Source organism: Streptomyces sp. NPDC005017, assembly GCF_042873115.1.
Classification (GTDB): domain Bacteria; phylum Actinomycetota; class Actinomycetes; order Streptomycetales; family Streptomycetaceae; genus Streptomyces.
Window position 1 is genome coordinate 20449 of sequence record NZ_JBIALD010000026.1, and the last position, 14844, is coordinate 35292.

The 14844-nt window shown below is 74.5% G+C and carries 13 protein-coding genes; 6 read left to right on the plus strand and 7 right to left on the minus strand.

The features are described from left to right. Nucleotides 1-23: 23 nt before the first annotated feature. A complete protein-coding gene (locus tag ACFYR0_RS30375; protein WP_389335089.1) occupies nucleotides 24-227 on the minus strand; it encodes a hypothetical protein in 204 nt (67 codons plus the stop codon). Nucleotides 228-236: 9 nt separating this feature from the next. Next, complete coding sequence (gene cofC / locus ACFYR0_RS30380; protein WP_389335092.1) at nucleotides 237-875, minus strand: 2-phospho-L-lactate guanylyltransferase; 639 nt, start codon at nucleotides 873-875, stop codon at nucleotides 237-239. 189 nt (nucleotides 876-1064) lie between these two features. Between cofC and ACFYR0_RS30385 the strand changes: the two genes are divergently transcribed. From ACFYR0_RS30385 to ACFYR0_RS30395, 3 genes are all read left to right on the plus strand, one after another. Then, nucleotides 1065-1835, plus strand: coding sequence for a lysophospholipid acyltransferase family protein (locus ACFYR0_RS30385; protein WP_389335095.1), 771 nt, complete (start codon nucleotides 1065-1067; stop codon nucleotides 1833-1835). Beyond that, the gene (locus ACFYR0_RS30390; RefSeq protein WP_389335098.1) at nucleotides 1832-2851 is read left to right on the plus strand and encodes an NAD(P)H-dependent glycerol-3-phosphate dehydrogenase; all 1020 of its coding nucleotides are present in this window, start codon (nucleotides 1832-1834) and stop codon (nucleotides 2849-2851) included. The genes ACFYR0_RS30385 and ACFYR0_RS30390 overlap by 4 nt, the downstream gene beginning before the upstream one ends. A 92-nt stretch (nucleotides 2852-2943) precedes the next feature. Then, entirely contained in the window at nucleotides 2944-4101 is a 1158-nt protein-coding gene (locus ACFYR0_RS30395; RefSeq protein WP_389335101.1) for a D-alanine--D-alanine ligase family protein, read from the plus strand. 475 nt (nucleotides 4102-4576) lie between these two features. On the opposite strand, the gene ACFYR0_RS30400 is transcribed toward ACFYR0_RS30395, so the two are convergent. Together ACFYR0_RS30400 and ACFYR0_RS30405 are read right to left on the minus strand one after the other, a co-directional pair. Next, on the minus strand, nucleotides 4577-5089 hold the full coding sequence (locus ACFYR0_RS30400) for a DUF3515 domain-containing protein (protein ID WP_389335105.1): 513 nt from the start codon (nucleotides 5087-5089) through the stop codon (nucleotides 4577-4579). Between the two features lie 20 nt (nucleotides 5090-5109). Continuing rightward, nucleotides 5110-5343, minus strand: a complete 234-nt coding sequence (locus ACFYR0_RS30405) for an Lrp/AsnC family transcriptional regulator (protein WP_037677600.1) — start codon at nucleotides 5341-5343, stop codon at nucleotides 5110-5112. A gap of 206 nt (nucleotides 5344-5549) precedes the next feature. Here ACFYR0_RS30405 and ACFYR0_RS30410 point away from each other — a divergent pair, with 206 nt between their 5' ends. Both ACFYR0_RS30410 and thiD read left to right on the plus strand, forming a co-directional pair. Continuing rightward, nucleotides 5550-6515: a thiamine-phosphate kinase gene (locus ACFYR0_RS30410; RefSeq protein WP_386378076.1), complete on the plus strand. Its 966-nt coding sequence runs from the start codon at nucleotides 5550-5552 to the stop codon at nucleotides 6513-6515. Next, nucleotides 6512-7339 (plus strand): bifunctional hydroxymethylpyrimidine kinase/phosphomethylpyrimidine kinase, encoded by an 828-nt coding sequence (thiD, locus tag ACFYR0_RS30415; RefSeq protein WP_389335110.1) that lies wholly within the window; start codon nucleotides 6512-6514, stop codon nucleotides 7337-7339. Before ACFYR0_RS30410 ends, thiD begins: the two co-directional genes overlap by 4 nt. A gap of 132 nt (nucleotides 7340-7471) precedes the next feature. On the opposite strand, the gene rpmB is transcribed toward thiD, so the two are convergent. Continuing rightward, nucleotides 7472-7657: a 50S ribosomal protein L28 gene (rpmB, locus tag ACFYR0_RS30420; protein WP_003993230.1), complete on the minus strand. Its 186-nt coding sequence runs from the start codon at nucleotides 7655-7657 to the stop codon at nucleotides 7472-7474. Nucleotides 7658-7904: 247 nt separating this feature from the next. Here rpmB and ACFYR0_RS30425 point away from each other — a divergent pair, with 247 nt between their 5' ends. Then, complete coding sequence (locus ACFYR0_RS30425; protein WP_389335113.1) at nucleotides 7905-9617, plus strand: DAK2 domain-containing protein; 1713 nt, start codon at nucleotides 7905-7907, stop codon at nucleotides 9615-9617. A 351-nt stretch (nucleotides 9618-9968) separates the two neighbouring features. Here the strand turns inward: ACFYR0_RS30425 and ACFYR0_RS30430 are convergent, their stop codons facing one another. Both ACFYR0_RS30430 and ACFYR0_RS30435 read right to left on the minus strand, forming a co-directional pair. Continuing rightward, the gene (locus tag ACFYR0_RS30430) at nucleotides 9969-12965 is read right to left on the minus strand and encodes a tetratricopeptide repeat protein (protein WP_389335116.1); all 2997 of its coding nucleotides are present in this window, start codon (nucleotides 12963-12965) and stop codon (nucleotides 9969-9971) included. Then, nucleotides 12962-14800: an HSP90 family protein gene (locus ACFYR0_RS30435; protein ID WP_389335119.1), complete on the minus strand. Its 1839-nt coding sequence runs from the start codon at nucleotides 14798-14800 to the stop codon at nucleotides 12962-12964. The genes ACFYR0_RS30430 and ACFYR0_RS30435 overlap by 4 nt, the downstream gene beginning before the upstream one ends. Nucleotides 14801-14844 lie beyond the last annotated feature (44 nt).

Consider the following 14844-nt stretch of genomic DNA (forward strand, 5'->3'; position numbering starts at 1 on the left):
GCGGCCGCCCGGGGGCCGTGGATTCAGAGCGTCTGGAGGGTGATCAGCGTGATCCGGCGGGACTCGCCCTCGCCCTCGGTCTCGATCCGCACCCGCTGACCGGGGCGCAGCAGCCGCAGCCCGCCCGCGTCGAACGCGGCCGTGCCGAAGGAGACGGGGGTGCCGTCGTCGAGCAGCACCTGTCCGCTGCGCGTCTCGGCGTCGTACGTGTATGCGGTCGCCTGCATGGGCGCAGCTTACTGCCCGGACGTCAGCAGCCGCGCGGCCGCGGCCGCCGTACGCGGGCCCACGCCGAGCGCCAGCGCCGCGCGCAGATTGTCGCCCGTGTCCACGTCCTGCCGTACGGAATCCACCGCGGACGGCAGGAGTTCCGTCGCGCCGGACGCGCGGTGGCGGGCCCGGGAACCGGGGCCGAACGCCGGGAGCAGATCCCGCCCGGGGGCCGCGGCGAGGAGCGTGGTGCCGATTCCGGCCGCGTCCGGGAGAAAAGCGCGCGGGAATTCCGCCGCCGCGTCCAGGACCCGCGTCAATTCGGCGGGGCGCAGGGCCGGCAGATCGGCGTTCAGGGCCGCCAGCGGGGTTTCGGGCCGCGAACTGCGTACGACCGCCTCCGCGTACGCCAGCGCGGCGTTCAGGCCCCCTCGGGGCTCGTCGGGGACGATCCGTGCGCCCAGTGCCGCCAGCTCCCGCGCGGCCAGGGCGTCGTCCGTGACGACCGCCACACCGCGCACCGCGGCCGAGGCCAGCGCCGCAGCCACCGTGTCCTGCGCGAACGCGAGGGCCAGACCCGGCCGGAGCCCGTCCGAGGCGGTGTCCGAGAGCCTGCTCTTGGCCTGCGCCAGGGGCTTCAGGGGAATGACCAACGTCCACTGCACGCGTGTGTGTCCCTCTCTAGTCCGGGCCATTGTCACCTGCCGGTTCCGGCGCGTTCCGGTACGGGCGGGGGCGCGCGGCCGTACACGGGGGCGGTGACCGGAGACAGGCGGGCGTACGGTGTTCTCGACAGACCGGCGACCTGGGGCGACACTTGTGCGGCCCCCCAGGCCCTAGAGGAAGGTGCTCGCGTGCCGCGCCGCAGAATCGGCTTCTGGTACCGCTTCGCCGCGGTGATCTGCAAACCACCGCTGGTGGTTCTGCTCAAGCGGGACTGGCGTGGAATGGAGAACATTCCGGCCGACGGTGGATTTATCACCGTGGTGAACCACAATTCGCACGTCGACCCCTTCGGATACGCCCACTACCAGTACAACACCGGGCGCGTTCCGCGATTCCTCGCGAAGAGCGGGCTTTTCAGGAAGGGATTCGTCGGCGCCGCGATGCGGGGCACCGGACAGATTCCCGTGTACCGCGAGAGCACCGACGCGCTCAGCGCGTTCCGCGCCGCGATCGCCGCCGTGGAACGCGGCGAATGCGTCGCCTTCTATCCCGAGGGCACCCTCACCCGTGACCCCGACGGCTGGCCCATGACCGGCAAGACCGGCGCGGCCCGGGTCGCCCTCCAGACCCGGTGCCCGGTGATCCCGGTGGCCCAGTGGGGCTGCAACGAACTGCTGCCGCCCTACGCGAAGAAGCCCGAGCCGCTGCCGCGCAAGACGCACCGGGTGCTGGCGGGCCCGCCGGTGGACCTCTCCCGGTTCTACGGCCTCGAGATGTCCGCGGACGTGCTCAAGGAGGCCACCGAGGAGATCATGGCCGCCATCACCCGCCTGCTGGAGGAGATCCGCGGCGAGAAGGCGCCCGAGGCGCCGTACGACCCGCGCCGCGAGCGGATCGAGCAGCGGCGGCGCACCGAGGCGCAGAACCACGGCAGGCAGGCGGAAGGGCAGGGCAAGTGAGCAAGGCGGTCAGGCCGGTCAAGGCGGCGGTCTTCAGTGCCGGTTCGTGGGGCACGGCCTTCGGCATGGTGCTCGCCGACGCGGGGTGCGAGGTCACCCTGTGGGCGCGCCGCCCCGAGGTCGCCGAGGCGATCAACTCCACCCGGTTCAACCCGGACTACCTGCCGGGCGTGGAGCTCCCGGAGAACGTGCGGGCCACCACGGACCCCGCCGAGGCCGCGGCCGGCGCCGACTTCACGGTGCTGTCCGTGCCGTCCCAGACGCTGAGGCAGAACCTCGCCGCGTGGACGCCCCTGCTGGCCCCGGGCACGGTCCTGGTCTCCCTGATGAAGGGCGTCGAACTCGGCACCACCATGCGGATGAGCGAGGTGATCGAGGACGTCGCCAAGGTCGGCCCGGACCGCGTCGCCGTGGTCACCGGGCCCAACCTGGCCCGGGAGATCGCCGCCCGGATGCCGGCGGCGGCCGTGGTCGCCTGCACCGACGAGTCGGTCGCGCAGCGGCTCCAGGCCGCCTGCCACACGCCGTACTTCCGCCCGTACACCAACACCGACGTCGTCGGCTGCGAGCTGGGCGGCGCCGTGAAGAACGTCATCGGGCTCGCCGTGGGCATCGCCGACGGCATGGGCCTGGGCGACAACGCCAAGGGCTCGCTGATCACCCGCGGTCTCGCCGAGACGACCCGGCTGGGTCTGGCGATGGGCGCCGACCCGCTGACCTTCTCCGGTCTCGCGGGGCTGGGCGACCTGGTGGCGACGTGCTCCTCGCCGCTGTCCCGCAACCACACCTTCGGCACCAACCTCGGCCGGGGCATGACCCTCCAGGAGACCATCGCGGTCACCAGGCAGACGGCCGAGGGCGTCAAGTCCTGCGAGTCCGTGCTGGATCTGGCCCGCAGGCACGGCGTCGACATGCCCATCACCGAGACGGTCGTCGGCATCGTCCACGAGGCCAAGCCGCCGGTGGTCGCCCTCAAGGAGCTGATGTCGCGCAGCGCCAAGGCGGAGCGCCGCTGATCACGACAGGGAGCGACCGTCCGTGCGACGCTGAGCGACAGCGGGCGGCGGGCACTGACGAAGCCGGTACCAGCGGGTACCCTCAACGCGATATGAGCACCGAGAACCTCCCCCAGACCCCCCAGCAGGCCGCCCGCAAGCCGCGGGTGGCCGTCGTGTTCGGCGGGCGCAGCTCCGAACACGGGATCTCCGTGGTCACCGCCGGCGCCGTCCTCAAGGCCATCGACCGGACGAAGTACGACGTCCTGCCGATCGGCATCACCCGGGACGGCCGGTGGGCGCTGACCGCCGACGAGCCGGAGCGCATGGCGATCACCGACCGCCGTACGCCCAGCGTCGACGAACTGGCCGAGTCCGGCGAGGGCGGCGTCGTGCTCCCCGTCGATCCCGCCAGCCGTGAAGTCGTCTACAGCGAGCCGGGATCGGTGCCCAAGGCCCTCGGCGAGGTCGACGTCGTCTTCCCCGTCCTGCACGGCCCCTACGGCGAGGACGGCACCCTCCAGGGTCTTCTGGAGCTCTCCGGCGTCCCCTACGTCGGCGCGGGCGTGCTCGCCTCGGCGGTCGGGCAGGACAAGGAGTACATGAAGCGGGTGTTCACCTCCTTCGGGCTCAAGGTCGGCCCGTACGTGGTGATCCGGCCCCGCGAGTGGCAGCAGGACGAGCCGGGCGCCCGCAAGAAGATCGTCGACCTCGCCGCCGAGCACGGCTGGCCGCTGTTCGTGAAGCCCGCGCGCGCGGGTTCCTCGATCGGCATCACCAAGGTCGACGACCTCTCCGGTCTGGACGAGGCGATCGCCGAGGCGCAGCGCCACGATCCGAAGATCCTGGTCGAGGCCGCCGTGCACGGCCGTGAGATCGAGTGCGGCGTCCTGGAGTTCGAGGACGGTCCGCGCGCCTCGGTCCCCGCCGAGATCCCGCCGCCGGACGCGCACGCCTACTACGACTTCGACGCCAAGTACATCGACTCCACCCCCGGCATCGTCCCGGCCCCCCTCACCCCCGAGGAGACCGCCGAGGTCCAGCGCCTCGCGGTGGACGCCTTCGACGCCGCCTCCTGCGAGGGCCTGGTCCGCGCGGACTTCTTCCTCACCGAGGACGGGGAGTTCGTGATCAACGAGATCAACACGATGCCCGGCTTCACGCCCATCTCGATGTACCCCGCGATGTGGCAGGCCACCGGCATCGAGTACCCCGAGCTCGTCGACCGCCTGATCGAGGCAGCCCTACGCCGCCCCACAGGCCTCCGCTGACCCCCAGGGCACCCGCCCGCCCGCACGGCAACCCCCTAGGGCACGCACCCGCCCGCACGGCAACGCCCCCAGGCAGGGCTCCCGCCCAACGGCACCAACGCCCCAGGACACGGGCCCGACCGCACGGCAACGCCCTAGGGGCGCGGGGAACTGCGCGACAAGCCACGCACAGGGCCGAGCCCGCACAACGCCCCGCACCCCTACGGCGCAAGGCGCAAGCCCCGGACACCGCCCGGGCAGGCGACCAACCCCTTGGGGGCGCGGGGCCCAGTCGAATCCGCGGCTACCGCCGCGCGAGCGCGACAAGCCACGCACGACGGCGAGTCGCGCAGCACCCCGCCACCCCTACGGCGCGAGGCGCAAGCTCCCGATACCGCCCGGGCAGGCGACCGCGGCGCCCAGTCGAATCCGCGCTACCGCCGCGCGAGCGCGACAAGCCACGCACGACGGCGAGTCCGCGGAGCGCCCCGCACCGCTACGGCGCCAAGTACCCCTTACGCCAAGGCACAGTCCGCTTCACCGCGGACGCCAAGTCGATCAGCACGCCCGAGCTGTCGACCCCCGACGGCACGGTGACCTCGACATACGCCTCCCGATTGGCCGTGGTGAAGCGGTAGACACCTCCGGGCCGCGTCTCCATCAGCCAGTCGACCCCCTCGACCCCGCCCGGGACGGCGTCGGGATCGCGCCCCTCGGCCACCTCGGGAGAGACCATCTTCGGCGGTCGTGGCACCCCGCACCGCAGTATGATCGCCGGGTCGTCACCCCAGCCCGCGGTCAGCGCCGACACCGGCTCGGGATCGGCCCGGCGCGCACCGCCCACCTCGGCCGGCAGCACCTCGTCCAGGTCCCGGCACAGCCCGGCGACCTTCGTGCCGGGCTCGGGAACCGCCGCCGACGCGCTGTCGTCCCCTGTGGAGCAGCCGGTGGCGGCGAACAGCAGGGCGAGCGCGGGCAGGCCGATGAGCCGGTGACGATGAGAGTGCACCGGCCAAGGGTAGACGGGGGCTACAGATGGACGACCGGGCAGGTCAGGGTACGGGTGATCCCGTCCACCTGCTGGACCTTGGCGACCACCATGCGGCCCAGGTCGTCGACGGTGTCGGCCTGGGCGCGGACGATGACGTCGTAGGGGCCCGTCACGTCTTCGGCCTGGACGACACCAGGGATCTTGCTGATGGTCTCGGCGACGGTCGACGCTTTGCCGACCTCCGTCTGGATCAGGATGTACGCCTGTACCACGGAACCTCCAGGGCGGCCACGAGGATCATGTGGGGAAAAGGAACGCCACGGTATCGCGTCGCCGCTCGCCGCGGGGAGACCTGCGGGTACCGGAGCTCGCGCGCCGGGGCGCAGGCACGACAGAAGTTGACGGTCATCACGACCGTAACGAGGGCAGAGTTGGCTCGCGACCTGGCATGCACAGGGAGAGAAGGGGCGATAGGCCGATGAAGGGCACTGTTGGTGAGCTCGGCGAGTTCGGGCTCATCAGGGAGCTCACCTCCCGTCTGACCACCACCCCGGCGGTCCGGGTCGGCCCCGGCGACGACGCCGCGGTGGTGGCCGCGCCCGACCGCCGGGTCGTGGCCAGCACCGACATCCTGCTGGAGGGCCGGCACTTCCGCCGCGACTGGTCCACCGCCTACGATGTGGGCCGCAAGGCCGCCGCCCAGAACCTCGCGGACATCGCCGCCATGGGCGCCGTGCCGACCGCGCTGCTGCTCGGCCTCGTCGTCCCCGCCGAGCTCCCGGTCACCTGGCCGAGCGAGCTGATGGACGGCCTGCGCGACGAGTGCCAGGTCGCGGGCGCCTCGGTGGTCGGCGGGGACGTCGTACGCGGCGACACCATCACGGTGTCGATCACCGCGCTCGGCGATCTGCGCAACCAGGAGCCCGTCACCCGGGCCGGCGCCCAGCCCGGCGACCTCGTCGCGGTGACCGGCTGGCTCGGCTGGTCCGCGGCCGGCTACGCGGTGCTCTCCCGCGGCTTCCGCTCGCCGCGCGCCTTCGTGGAGGCCCACCGCCGCCCCGAGCCGCCGTACCACGCCGGTCCGGCCGCCGCGGGGCTCGGCGCGACCGCGATGTGCGACGTGAGCGACGGGCTGATCGCCGACCTCGGGCACATCGCCGAGGCCAGCAAGGTCCGTATCGACATCCGCTCCGGCGCGATCGACGTGCCCTCGCAGATGAACGACATCGGTCAGGCCGTCGGCGTCGACCCCATGCAGTGGGTGCTCACCGGGGGAGAGGACCACGCGATCGTGGCGACCTTCCCGCCGGACGTGAAGCTGCCCGCCCGCTGGAAGGTCATCGGCGAGGTCCTCAACCCCTCCGCGCTGCCGCAGGTGACCGTCGACGGGGCCCCGTGGACGAGCAAGGGCGGCTGGGACCACTTCGGGGACGGAGAGTCGTGATCCCCCGGGTGCTCACGGTCGCGGGTTCGGACTCCGGCGGCGGCGCGGGCGTCCAGGCCGACCTGAAGACGATGCTCGCGCACGGGGTGCACGGCATGAGCGTGCTCACCGCCGTGACCGCGCAGAACTCCGTCGGCGTGCAGGGGGCCTGGGAGCTGCCCGTGGAGGCGGTGCGGGCCCAGTACCGCAGCGTCGTCGAAGACATCGGCGTACAGGCCGTGAAGACCGGCATGCTGGCCTCGGCGGAACTGGTCGAGGCGGTCGCCGAGCTGATCTCCGGCACGGACGCGCCGGCCGTGGTGGACCCGGTCGGCGTCTCCAAGCACGGCGACCCGCTGCTGGCCGCCTCCGCGCTGGACTCGGTGCGCACCAAGCTGCTGCCGGCGGCCACCGTGGCGACCCCGAACCTCGACGAGGTGCTCCAACTCACAGGCGTACGGGTCGAGTCCGAGGACGACATGCGACGGGCCGCGGCGGCCGTGCTGGAGTTCGGGCCACGCTGGGCGCTGATCAAGGGCGGGCATCTGCCCGGGGGCGCCGGGCGGGCGGGCGTGAGCCAGGCCGTGGACCTGCTCACCGACGGTTCCGCCGAGCACTGGCTGCGGGCGCCCCGGTACGACAACCGGCACACCCACGGCACGGGCTGCACGCTCGCCTCGGCTGTCGCCTGCGGGCTCGCGCGGGGCCTGCCCGTGCCGGAGGCCGTCACGGCGGCCAAGGAGTACGTCACCGGCGCCATCGCCGCCGGATTCGCGCTCGGGGCGGGGATCGGCCCGGTGGATCACGGGTGGCGGTTCAGGGGCTGCCCTCCGGGGCGCCGGTGAGCCGGTCCGAGAGGGCACGGCAAAAAGCCGGCCCACCGTGAGATGGACCGGCTCTGTGCAGCGAACCAGCAGTGGCCGCGCGCGGATGGGGGTCCCCCCGCTCGAACGGAGTCGAGAGTGGGGGAGTTTGCGTCAGCGCGAGACCTTGCCGGCCTTGATGCACGAGGTGCAAGCGTTCACGCGCTTCGGCGTCCCGCCGACCACGGTACGCACACGCTGGATGTTCGGGTTCCAGCGGCGGGACGTACGGCGGTGCGAGTGCGAGATGTTGTTGCCGAAGCCCGGCCCCTTGCCGCAGACGTCGCAGTTGGCAGCCACGGGTCACTCCAAAGACTTCAGATGCACTTACGGATGGTCCCGGCAGGCCGGGATCGAGATCAGGGATCTGAGTGGCTTTGCCAGGAGAGAGCCCGATGTGGATCGGGCAACCGGAGCAGCATACAACGGCTGCTCCCGTTCAACGAAACTACCATGGCAGCTCAGGGGCTCGCTCCCGGCCCTCTTCCGGTGGGCACCGGCCCGAGGTCTACGCTGCGTCCACGTCCAGCATGTCAGGGAGGCGCAGGTGGCGCAGGTGCCGCAGACATTCTTCGATGCTCTCGCGGTGCGCACCTGGTGCGGGCTGGCGCTGCGGGCGCTCGGGCACGCGCGCGAGGAGATCGACGCGATCAACGTCTACCCGGTCGCGGACGGGGACACGGGCACCAACCTCTACCTGACGGTGGAGTCCGCCGCCGCGGCGGTCGAGGCCGTCTTCGACGGTCACGCGGCAGGCCGCCAGGGCCCGGCCGGCCCCTCGCTCGCCGACGCGGTCCGGGCGATGGCCCACGGCGCGCTCATCGGGGCGCGGGGCAACTCCGGCACGATCCTCGCCCAGCTGCTGCGCGGCATGTCCCAGGTGCTGGCCGCCGACGCGGCGACACCTCACACCGACGGCCCCGGCCTCGGGCTCGCCCTGCGCCGGGCCGCCGACTCCGCCCGGCAGGCCGTCGCCCATCCCGTCGAGGGGACCGTGCTGACCGTCGCCTCGGCCGCCGCCGACGCGGCCGGGGGCGCCGAGGGCGACTGCGGCAAGGTGGCCCGCGCCGCCTACGACGGTGCCCGCGCGGCCCTCGCCGCCACTCCGGGCCAGCTCTCGGTCCTGCGCCGGGCCGGGGTGGTGGACGCCGGCGGGTGCGGGCTGGTCGCGGTGCTCGGAGCGCTGGTGGAGACGTTCACGGGGGAGTCGCCGACGGCGGCCTCCGACGGGGCACGCGCCCACGAGGAGGAGGCGGCCGCGGCGGCCCACGCGCGCGTGGGCGGTTCCCCGGCGGCCGAGGGTCCCGTGGGGTGCGCGGACGGCGGTCCCGAGGACGGCCCCGCCTTCGAGGTGATCTACCTCCTGGAGGCCGACGACGAGGCCGTGGCCCGTCTGCGGCACCGGCTGGACGCGCTGGGCGACTCCCTGGTCGTGGTCGGCGGCGACGGGCTGTGGAACGTGCACGTGCACGTGGACGACGCCGGAGCCGCCGTGGAGGCGGGTGTCGAGGCCGGGCGGCCGTACCGGATCCGGATCACGCACTTCGGGTTGGACGACGTGCACACCACGCGCGGGGAGCGCCCGCCGCGCGAGCGGGCCCAGCGGGCCGTGGTCGCCGTCGTGCCCGGCGAGGGCCTGGCCGGGCTCTACACCGAGGCGGGGGCCACCGCCGTGCTCGCCCGGCCCGGGGAGCCGCCCGCCAGCGGCGAGCTCGTCCACGCCGTACGGTGCGCCCACGCGCGCGAGGTCGTGCTGCTGCCCAACGACGCCGACCTGCGCCACACCGCCGCCGCGGCGGCCGAGCAGGCCCGCGCCGAGGGCATCAGGGTGGCGCTGATCCCGACGCGCTCGGCGGTCCAGGGCATCGCCGCCCTCGCCGTGCACGAGCCGGAGCGCCGCTTCGACGAGGACGTCGTGGCCATGACCTCCGCGGCCGGTACGACCCGGTACGCCGAGGTCACCCTCGCCGAGCACGAGTCCTGGACCTCGGCCGGGATCTGCCAGGCCGGGGACGTCCTCGGGCTGATCGACGGCGATGTCGCGGTGATCGGCGCCGACGTCAACGACACGGCCCGCACCGTCCTGGACCGCATGCTCGCGGCCGGCGGCGAGCTGGTCACCCTCGTCCTGGGCGACGAGGCCCCCGAGGACATCGCCGAGTGCTTGGAGGCACGCGTGCGCGAGACCTACCTCGCTGTCGACACGGTCGTCTACCGGGGCGGACGCCAGGGGGCGCTGCTGCTCATCGGGGTGGAGTAGACAGCCTCCTGGTTGCGGGTCCCCGTCCGGGGTGCGGCGGGACCGCGCTGACGCTCCCGGTCCGCCCGCGGCGGGCACGCGCGCGTGGGGCGGCGTACGGACAGGGGGTCGCCGTCCGTGCGCGGTGGGTGCGTGTGCGTGGTGCGGGGGCGCGGGCCCCTGACACGGGGCCTGCCCGGTGGGTACGCGCGTGTGGTGGGTCATGCGGTCGGGGGTCGCCGTCCGTGCGCGGCGGGTACGCGTGCGTGGTGCGGGGGCGCGGGCCGCTGACACGGGGCCCCGCCCGGTGCGCACGCACGCGTGGATCGGCGGCACGCGCTCCTGACACCGCCCCCGCCCGGTGCGCAGCCGTCAGTTCTGCTCCCGTTCCCGTGCCAGCCGCAGCAGCCTCTCCGCCTCGCCGACCCGTTCGCCCGCCGTGTCCCGCGACGCGGAGTCGGCAGCGGGGCCGAAGGCCGCGTAGGCCGCCAGCACGGCACTCGCGCGGGCCCGCGCCTCCGTGGGGCGGCCGAGGCCGAGGGCGAGCCGTCCGGCCGCGAGCTCGGCGTCCGTGCGGGCGTGCACGCCGAGGTCCCCCAGCGCGGCGAACACCGCGACGGCCTCCAGCAGCCGGGCCAGCGCCGCCTCGAACCCGGCGCCGTTCCCGCCGGCCGCCTCCCGCTCGGCGACCTTGGCCAGCAGATCGCCGAACTGCCGGTGGGTGTCGCCCAGTTCGGTGGTCAGCAGCCGCCGGGAGTCCTCGCCGCCCGCCGTGTCGAGAGCCGACGCGCACTCCTCGACGGCCTCCTCCATCCACCGCACGGCCGCCTCCGCGGACCCGGTTGCCGGCCCGCCCCCGTCCGCCCCGTCCCGTGCGCCCAGCGCGAGCCACGCCCTGGCGCGCAGCGAGCGGACCAGCCCGTGCGGGTCGCCCAGTTCGCGCCACAGGGCACCCGCGCGCGCGTACGCGCTGTCGGCCTCGGCGGGCAGCCCCGCGGCCCCCAGGGCCTCGCCCGCCAGATGCGCGAGCGTGGCGTGGTCCTGCTGCTCGGGCCAGTGCCGGGCGATCTCGGCGGCCCGCAGCCATCGTTCCGCGGCCTCCCGGTGCTCCTCCAGCTCGCTCAGGCAGTCCCCGAGCCACCACAGGGTCTGCACCACCGCGCCGTCGCCGTGCACCTCGGGCGACAGGTCCGTCAGCGCCGACTCCAGCACCTCGGCCGCCTCGGCCCAGCCGCCCCGCCGCAGCAGGAACCCGCCGAGCATCTGCCGGGCCCACGCGCCGAACGCCGCGTCGCCCGCCTCGTCGGCCCAGTGCGCCGCCTCCAGGGCGTGCCGGGCCGCCTCGTCGACCTCGTCGCGCCCCCCGAGCACCTCGGCGAGCTGGAGATGCAGCTGGGCGCGTCCCGGCGGCTCCAGATACGGCCCGCCGTGCTCCAGGGCCGCCCGCAGCGCACGCTCGGCCCCGTCCACGTCCTCCAGCTGGTGGGCGAGCATGGCCAGCCGGGCCTCGTACTCCACCGCGAACCACGGCAGCCCGGCCGCCACGAACTGCGCCGCGGCCCGCTCGAACAGCGTGGCCGCCCGCGCCGGCTCACCGGAGTGCGCCGCCAGGTCCGCCAGCATCGCCCGCGCCTCGGCCGCCCGTGCCGCCAGCCGTACGTCGCCGTCGCCGCGCCCGTCGACCAGCGCCAGCACCTCCGTCACGGCCTCCCGGGCCGCGGCGAGCACCCCGGGCGCCGGTACGGCACCGGTGCGCTCCACGGCCTCCTGCGCCCGGCGCATCAGCACCCGCGCCCTGCCCATCAGGACCGAGGCGGCCTGCCGCACGCCGGTCGCGTCCTCGGCGTACAGCGCGAGGACCTGCTCGTAGGGCCCGGCGACGGAGGCGAGGGCGCCCTCGACGTCACCGCCCAGGGCACGGACGTAGGCGGCACGCGTGCGTGCCGCAAGGGACTCGCCCGGGTCGCCCGCCTCGGCGTAGAGGTCCGCCGCCCGCTCGAACAGCGCCGCGCCCTCGGGGCCCTGTCCCATCGCCCGGTGGTCGGCGAGCTCCGCGCGGGCGCGGACGTCCAGCTCGGCCTCCTCGCAGGCCCGCGCTGCGGCCGCCCACGCCTCCATGGCGTTCGGCCGCAGCGCCTCGGACAGCTGCCGGGCGTGGGCCAGCAGGGCGGCCGGACCGGGCTCCGCGGTGGGGGCGCCCCTCGGCGCGCCGCGGTCCGCCACGGCCGGCTCCGGCCCGCGCACCGGCGCCGGGCGGGCCGCCCGCACCCCGAGCGGCAGCCGCTCCGCCAGCGGGGCCTGCCCCATCCGCGCGCGCGTGCGCTCACCGATGTGCGACGTGCCGTTGCGCGCGTCGAACCCGGCCGCCAGCGCCAGGGCGCTCTCCCGCGCGTGAGCGGCCAGCCCGCGCGCGGTCCACTCGCGGCCCGGCGGCCCCGGCACGGCCCCCTCGCCCAGACCGAGCGCGGTCAGCCGGTCCATGAGCAGCGCGACCGTGCTCAGATACTCCAGCCTGCTGCGCGGATGCCCGGCCCCGTCGAAGTACGCGGGCCGCTCCGCGAGCAGCTCGAGACCGCGCGCCTCGTTGCCGGTCAGCGCGCAGAACTCCACATGGTCGGCGTACGCGGAACGCATGCTCTCCAGCGGCCGGACCAGCCGCAGGCCCCGCAGATGGTTCGTGCGGGCCTGAGCCACCCGGCCCAGCCGCAGCAGCGGCAGCAGCGAGGAGGCCAGGACGTTGTGCGGCTCGTGCGCGCAGACGTACTCGCCCTCCAGGACCGGCGCCCACGCGCCGAGCGCCTCCGCGTCCCGGCCGCGCTGCGCGTGCCACCAGCCCTGCCCGTTCAGCTCGCAGGCGTGACAGTCGGCCATGTCGTCCCGGTCGGCGCCCAGCCACGCCTCGAACGCCCGCTCGGCCCGCTCCGTGTCACCGACGTGCGCGGCGACCGACAGCTCCGAGGCACGCACCGCGCGGTCGGAGTACCCGGCCAGCCGGTAGCGGCGCTCCATCTCGCCCAGCCACTTCTCGATCGAGGCCAGCGGGATGTCCACCTGGTCGAGCATCCCCGCCGACATCCACTTGAAGAACCAGTGCAGGGAGTGCGCCTCCGCCTCGCCGAAGTGCTCGGGGTGCTCGTCCCACAGCCCCAGCAGCCGGGTGAACGGCACGAACACCCGGTCCTTCTCGGAGCTGTAGTTGCCCACCCGTACGTGATGCGCCAGCGCCTCGACCAGCGCCGCCGGATCGCCCAGCCGCTCGGCCTCGCGCACGAGTTGCTCCGCGCGCGCGTTGCGGGCCGGCCCCTCGGGCTGCCCCGCGTTGTCCTCCAGCGCCAGCCGCAGGCCGCCCAGGTCCCCTACGCCACTCATGCGTGGCCGCCTTCCTCGTGGGTGGCCCACTCCAGCAGGCCGATGAACGCCCGGTTCAGCAGCGCCGAGTCGGCGGGCCGCAGCGGGCGCTGTGCCCTCAGCAGCGCCTGCCCGTACAGGGACTGCACCGCGGTGCCCACCAGCGCCGGGTCCTTCAGCGAACTGATGCGCCGCACCAGCGGGTTGAGATGGTTCAGCACGACACGCGCGCGTGGCGCCCCGCCGCGCAGCGAGCCGAGGATGCCGGCCCACAGCTCGTCCGCCCGCGCCTCGGCCTCGGCACGGGCCCGCTCATGACGGGTGGCTCGGTCGTCCAGATGCAGCGCGGGCACCGACAGCGGATGGAAGGCGCGCAGCGAGACGTCGCAGCCGAGCGGGTCGAGCACCGACCGCGCGACGGCCAGGAAGTCCGCCAGCGCCGGCTCCTCGGCCGGGTCGACACGGTCCAGGTGCGCGCTCACCGTGTCCGCGTCCAGCTCGGCCACCGAGGTGCCCGGCAGCACCGACGGCAGCGCCTCGACCAGCTCGCAGTCGTAGGTGTAGCCGCCGTTGACCACGCCGATGCCCTGCGCGGAGGCGATCGGCGCGACCTGCCGGAACTCCTCCACGGTCCGCGTGAAGTGCACCACCGGGTGCCGTTGGGCGAACTCCTCCAGCGACAGCTGCCCGTCCGTGGTCTCGAACGGCAGCCACGGCAGCATCGTGCGCAGCATCTCGCGGTCGTGCCGGGCGAGCGACTTCACGCCGAGGTGGTGCACGCCGAGGAACGCCGACAGCCGCTCGGGGTCCCCGGCCGCGAGGTCGGTCAGCCACGCCCGGACGCGGGCGCCGAGCGCCTCCCGTACGGCCGCCAGGGTCTCGTCCTCGTACAGTGCCTCGCGCGAGGCGGTGGGCCGCAGACTGTCCGTGTCGAGCACACAGCGCACGAAGAACGCCCAGTCGGGCAGCAGCTGTTCGGCCCGCTCGGTGAGCAGCATGCCCTTGAGGTGGACACGGTGGCGGGCGCGCTGGGCGGGGCTCACCGCCGTCGGCAGCACGTACGCCACCCCGCGGATCCCGGCCAGCGGCACCGAGAGGTCGACCACGTCCAGCGGCGTGAACCCGAACAGCCCGTGGCAGTGCCGGGCGAGGGCCACGCGGCGGTTGGCGGGGGAGGGGTAGGGCCGGTCCCAGGGCGCCGGCAGGTCGGTGACGGCCTCGCCGTCCACCCGCACGTCGTACGGCAGCAGAGCGCCGAAGTCCCGCGCGAGCTCCAGCACCCGCCGCGGGGCCAGCCACTCGGCGGCGCCGGGCCGGGCCACCAGGTGCACGGTGGTGCCCGGTTCGGGGCGGGCCTCGTGCGGCAGGGTCCGCAGGGTGTAGGAGCCGTCGTCGCGCGCCGTCCACTCCACCGGAGGGGCGTCGGGCGTACGGGCGCTGCGGCTGACCACCCTGATGCGTTCCGCCACCACGAAACAGGCCAGCAGGCCGATGCCGAACTGGCCGAGGAAGTCGGAGCGGACCGCCTGGAGGCCCTCCGCGCGCTTGGAGCTGCGGCCGATGGTCGCCAGCAGACCGTGCACATCGGCCTCGGTCAGTCCGATGCCGGAGTCCTCCACCCGCAGGCCCGTGCCGCCCTCGCGGTCCGTGTGCAGCCGCACCCGGGCCGGGGCCCCGGGCTGCTCGGCGCGCCGGGCGGTGACGGCGTCCACCGCGTTCTGCAGCAGCTCGCGCAGATAGACCCTGGGGCTGGAGTAGAGGTGATGGGACAGCAGGTCCACCAGACCGCGCAGGTCGACCTGGAAGGTGTGAGGTGTCTGGGACGGCTGGGGTGACTGTGAGGTCTGGGAGTCCATCGTCGCAGCGCCGGAGGGGGGAGGAACGACGGCGCGGGGTCGGG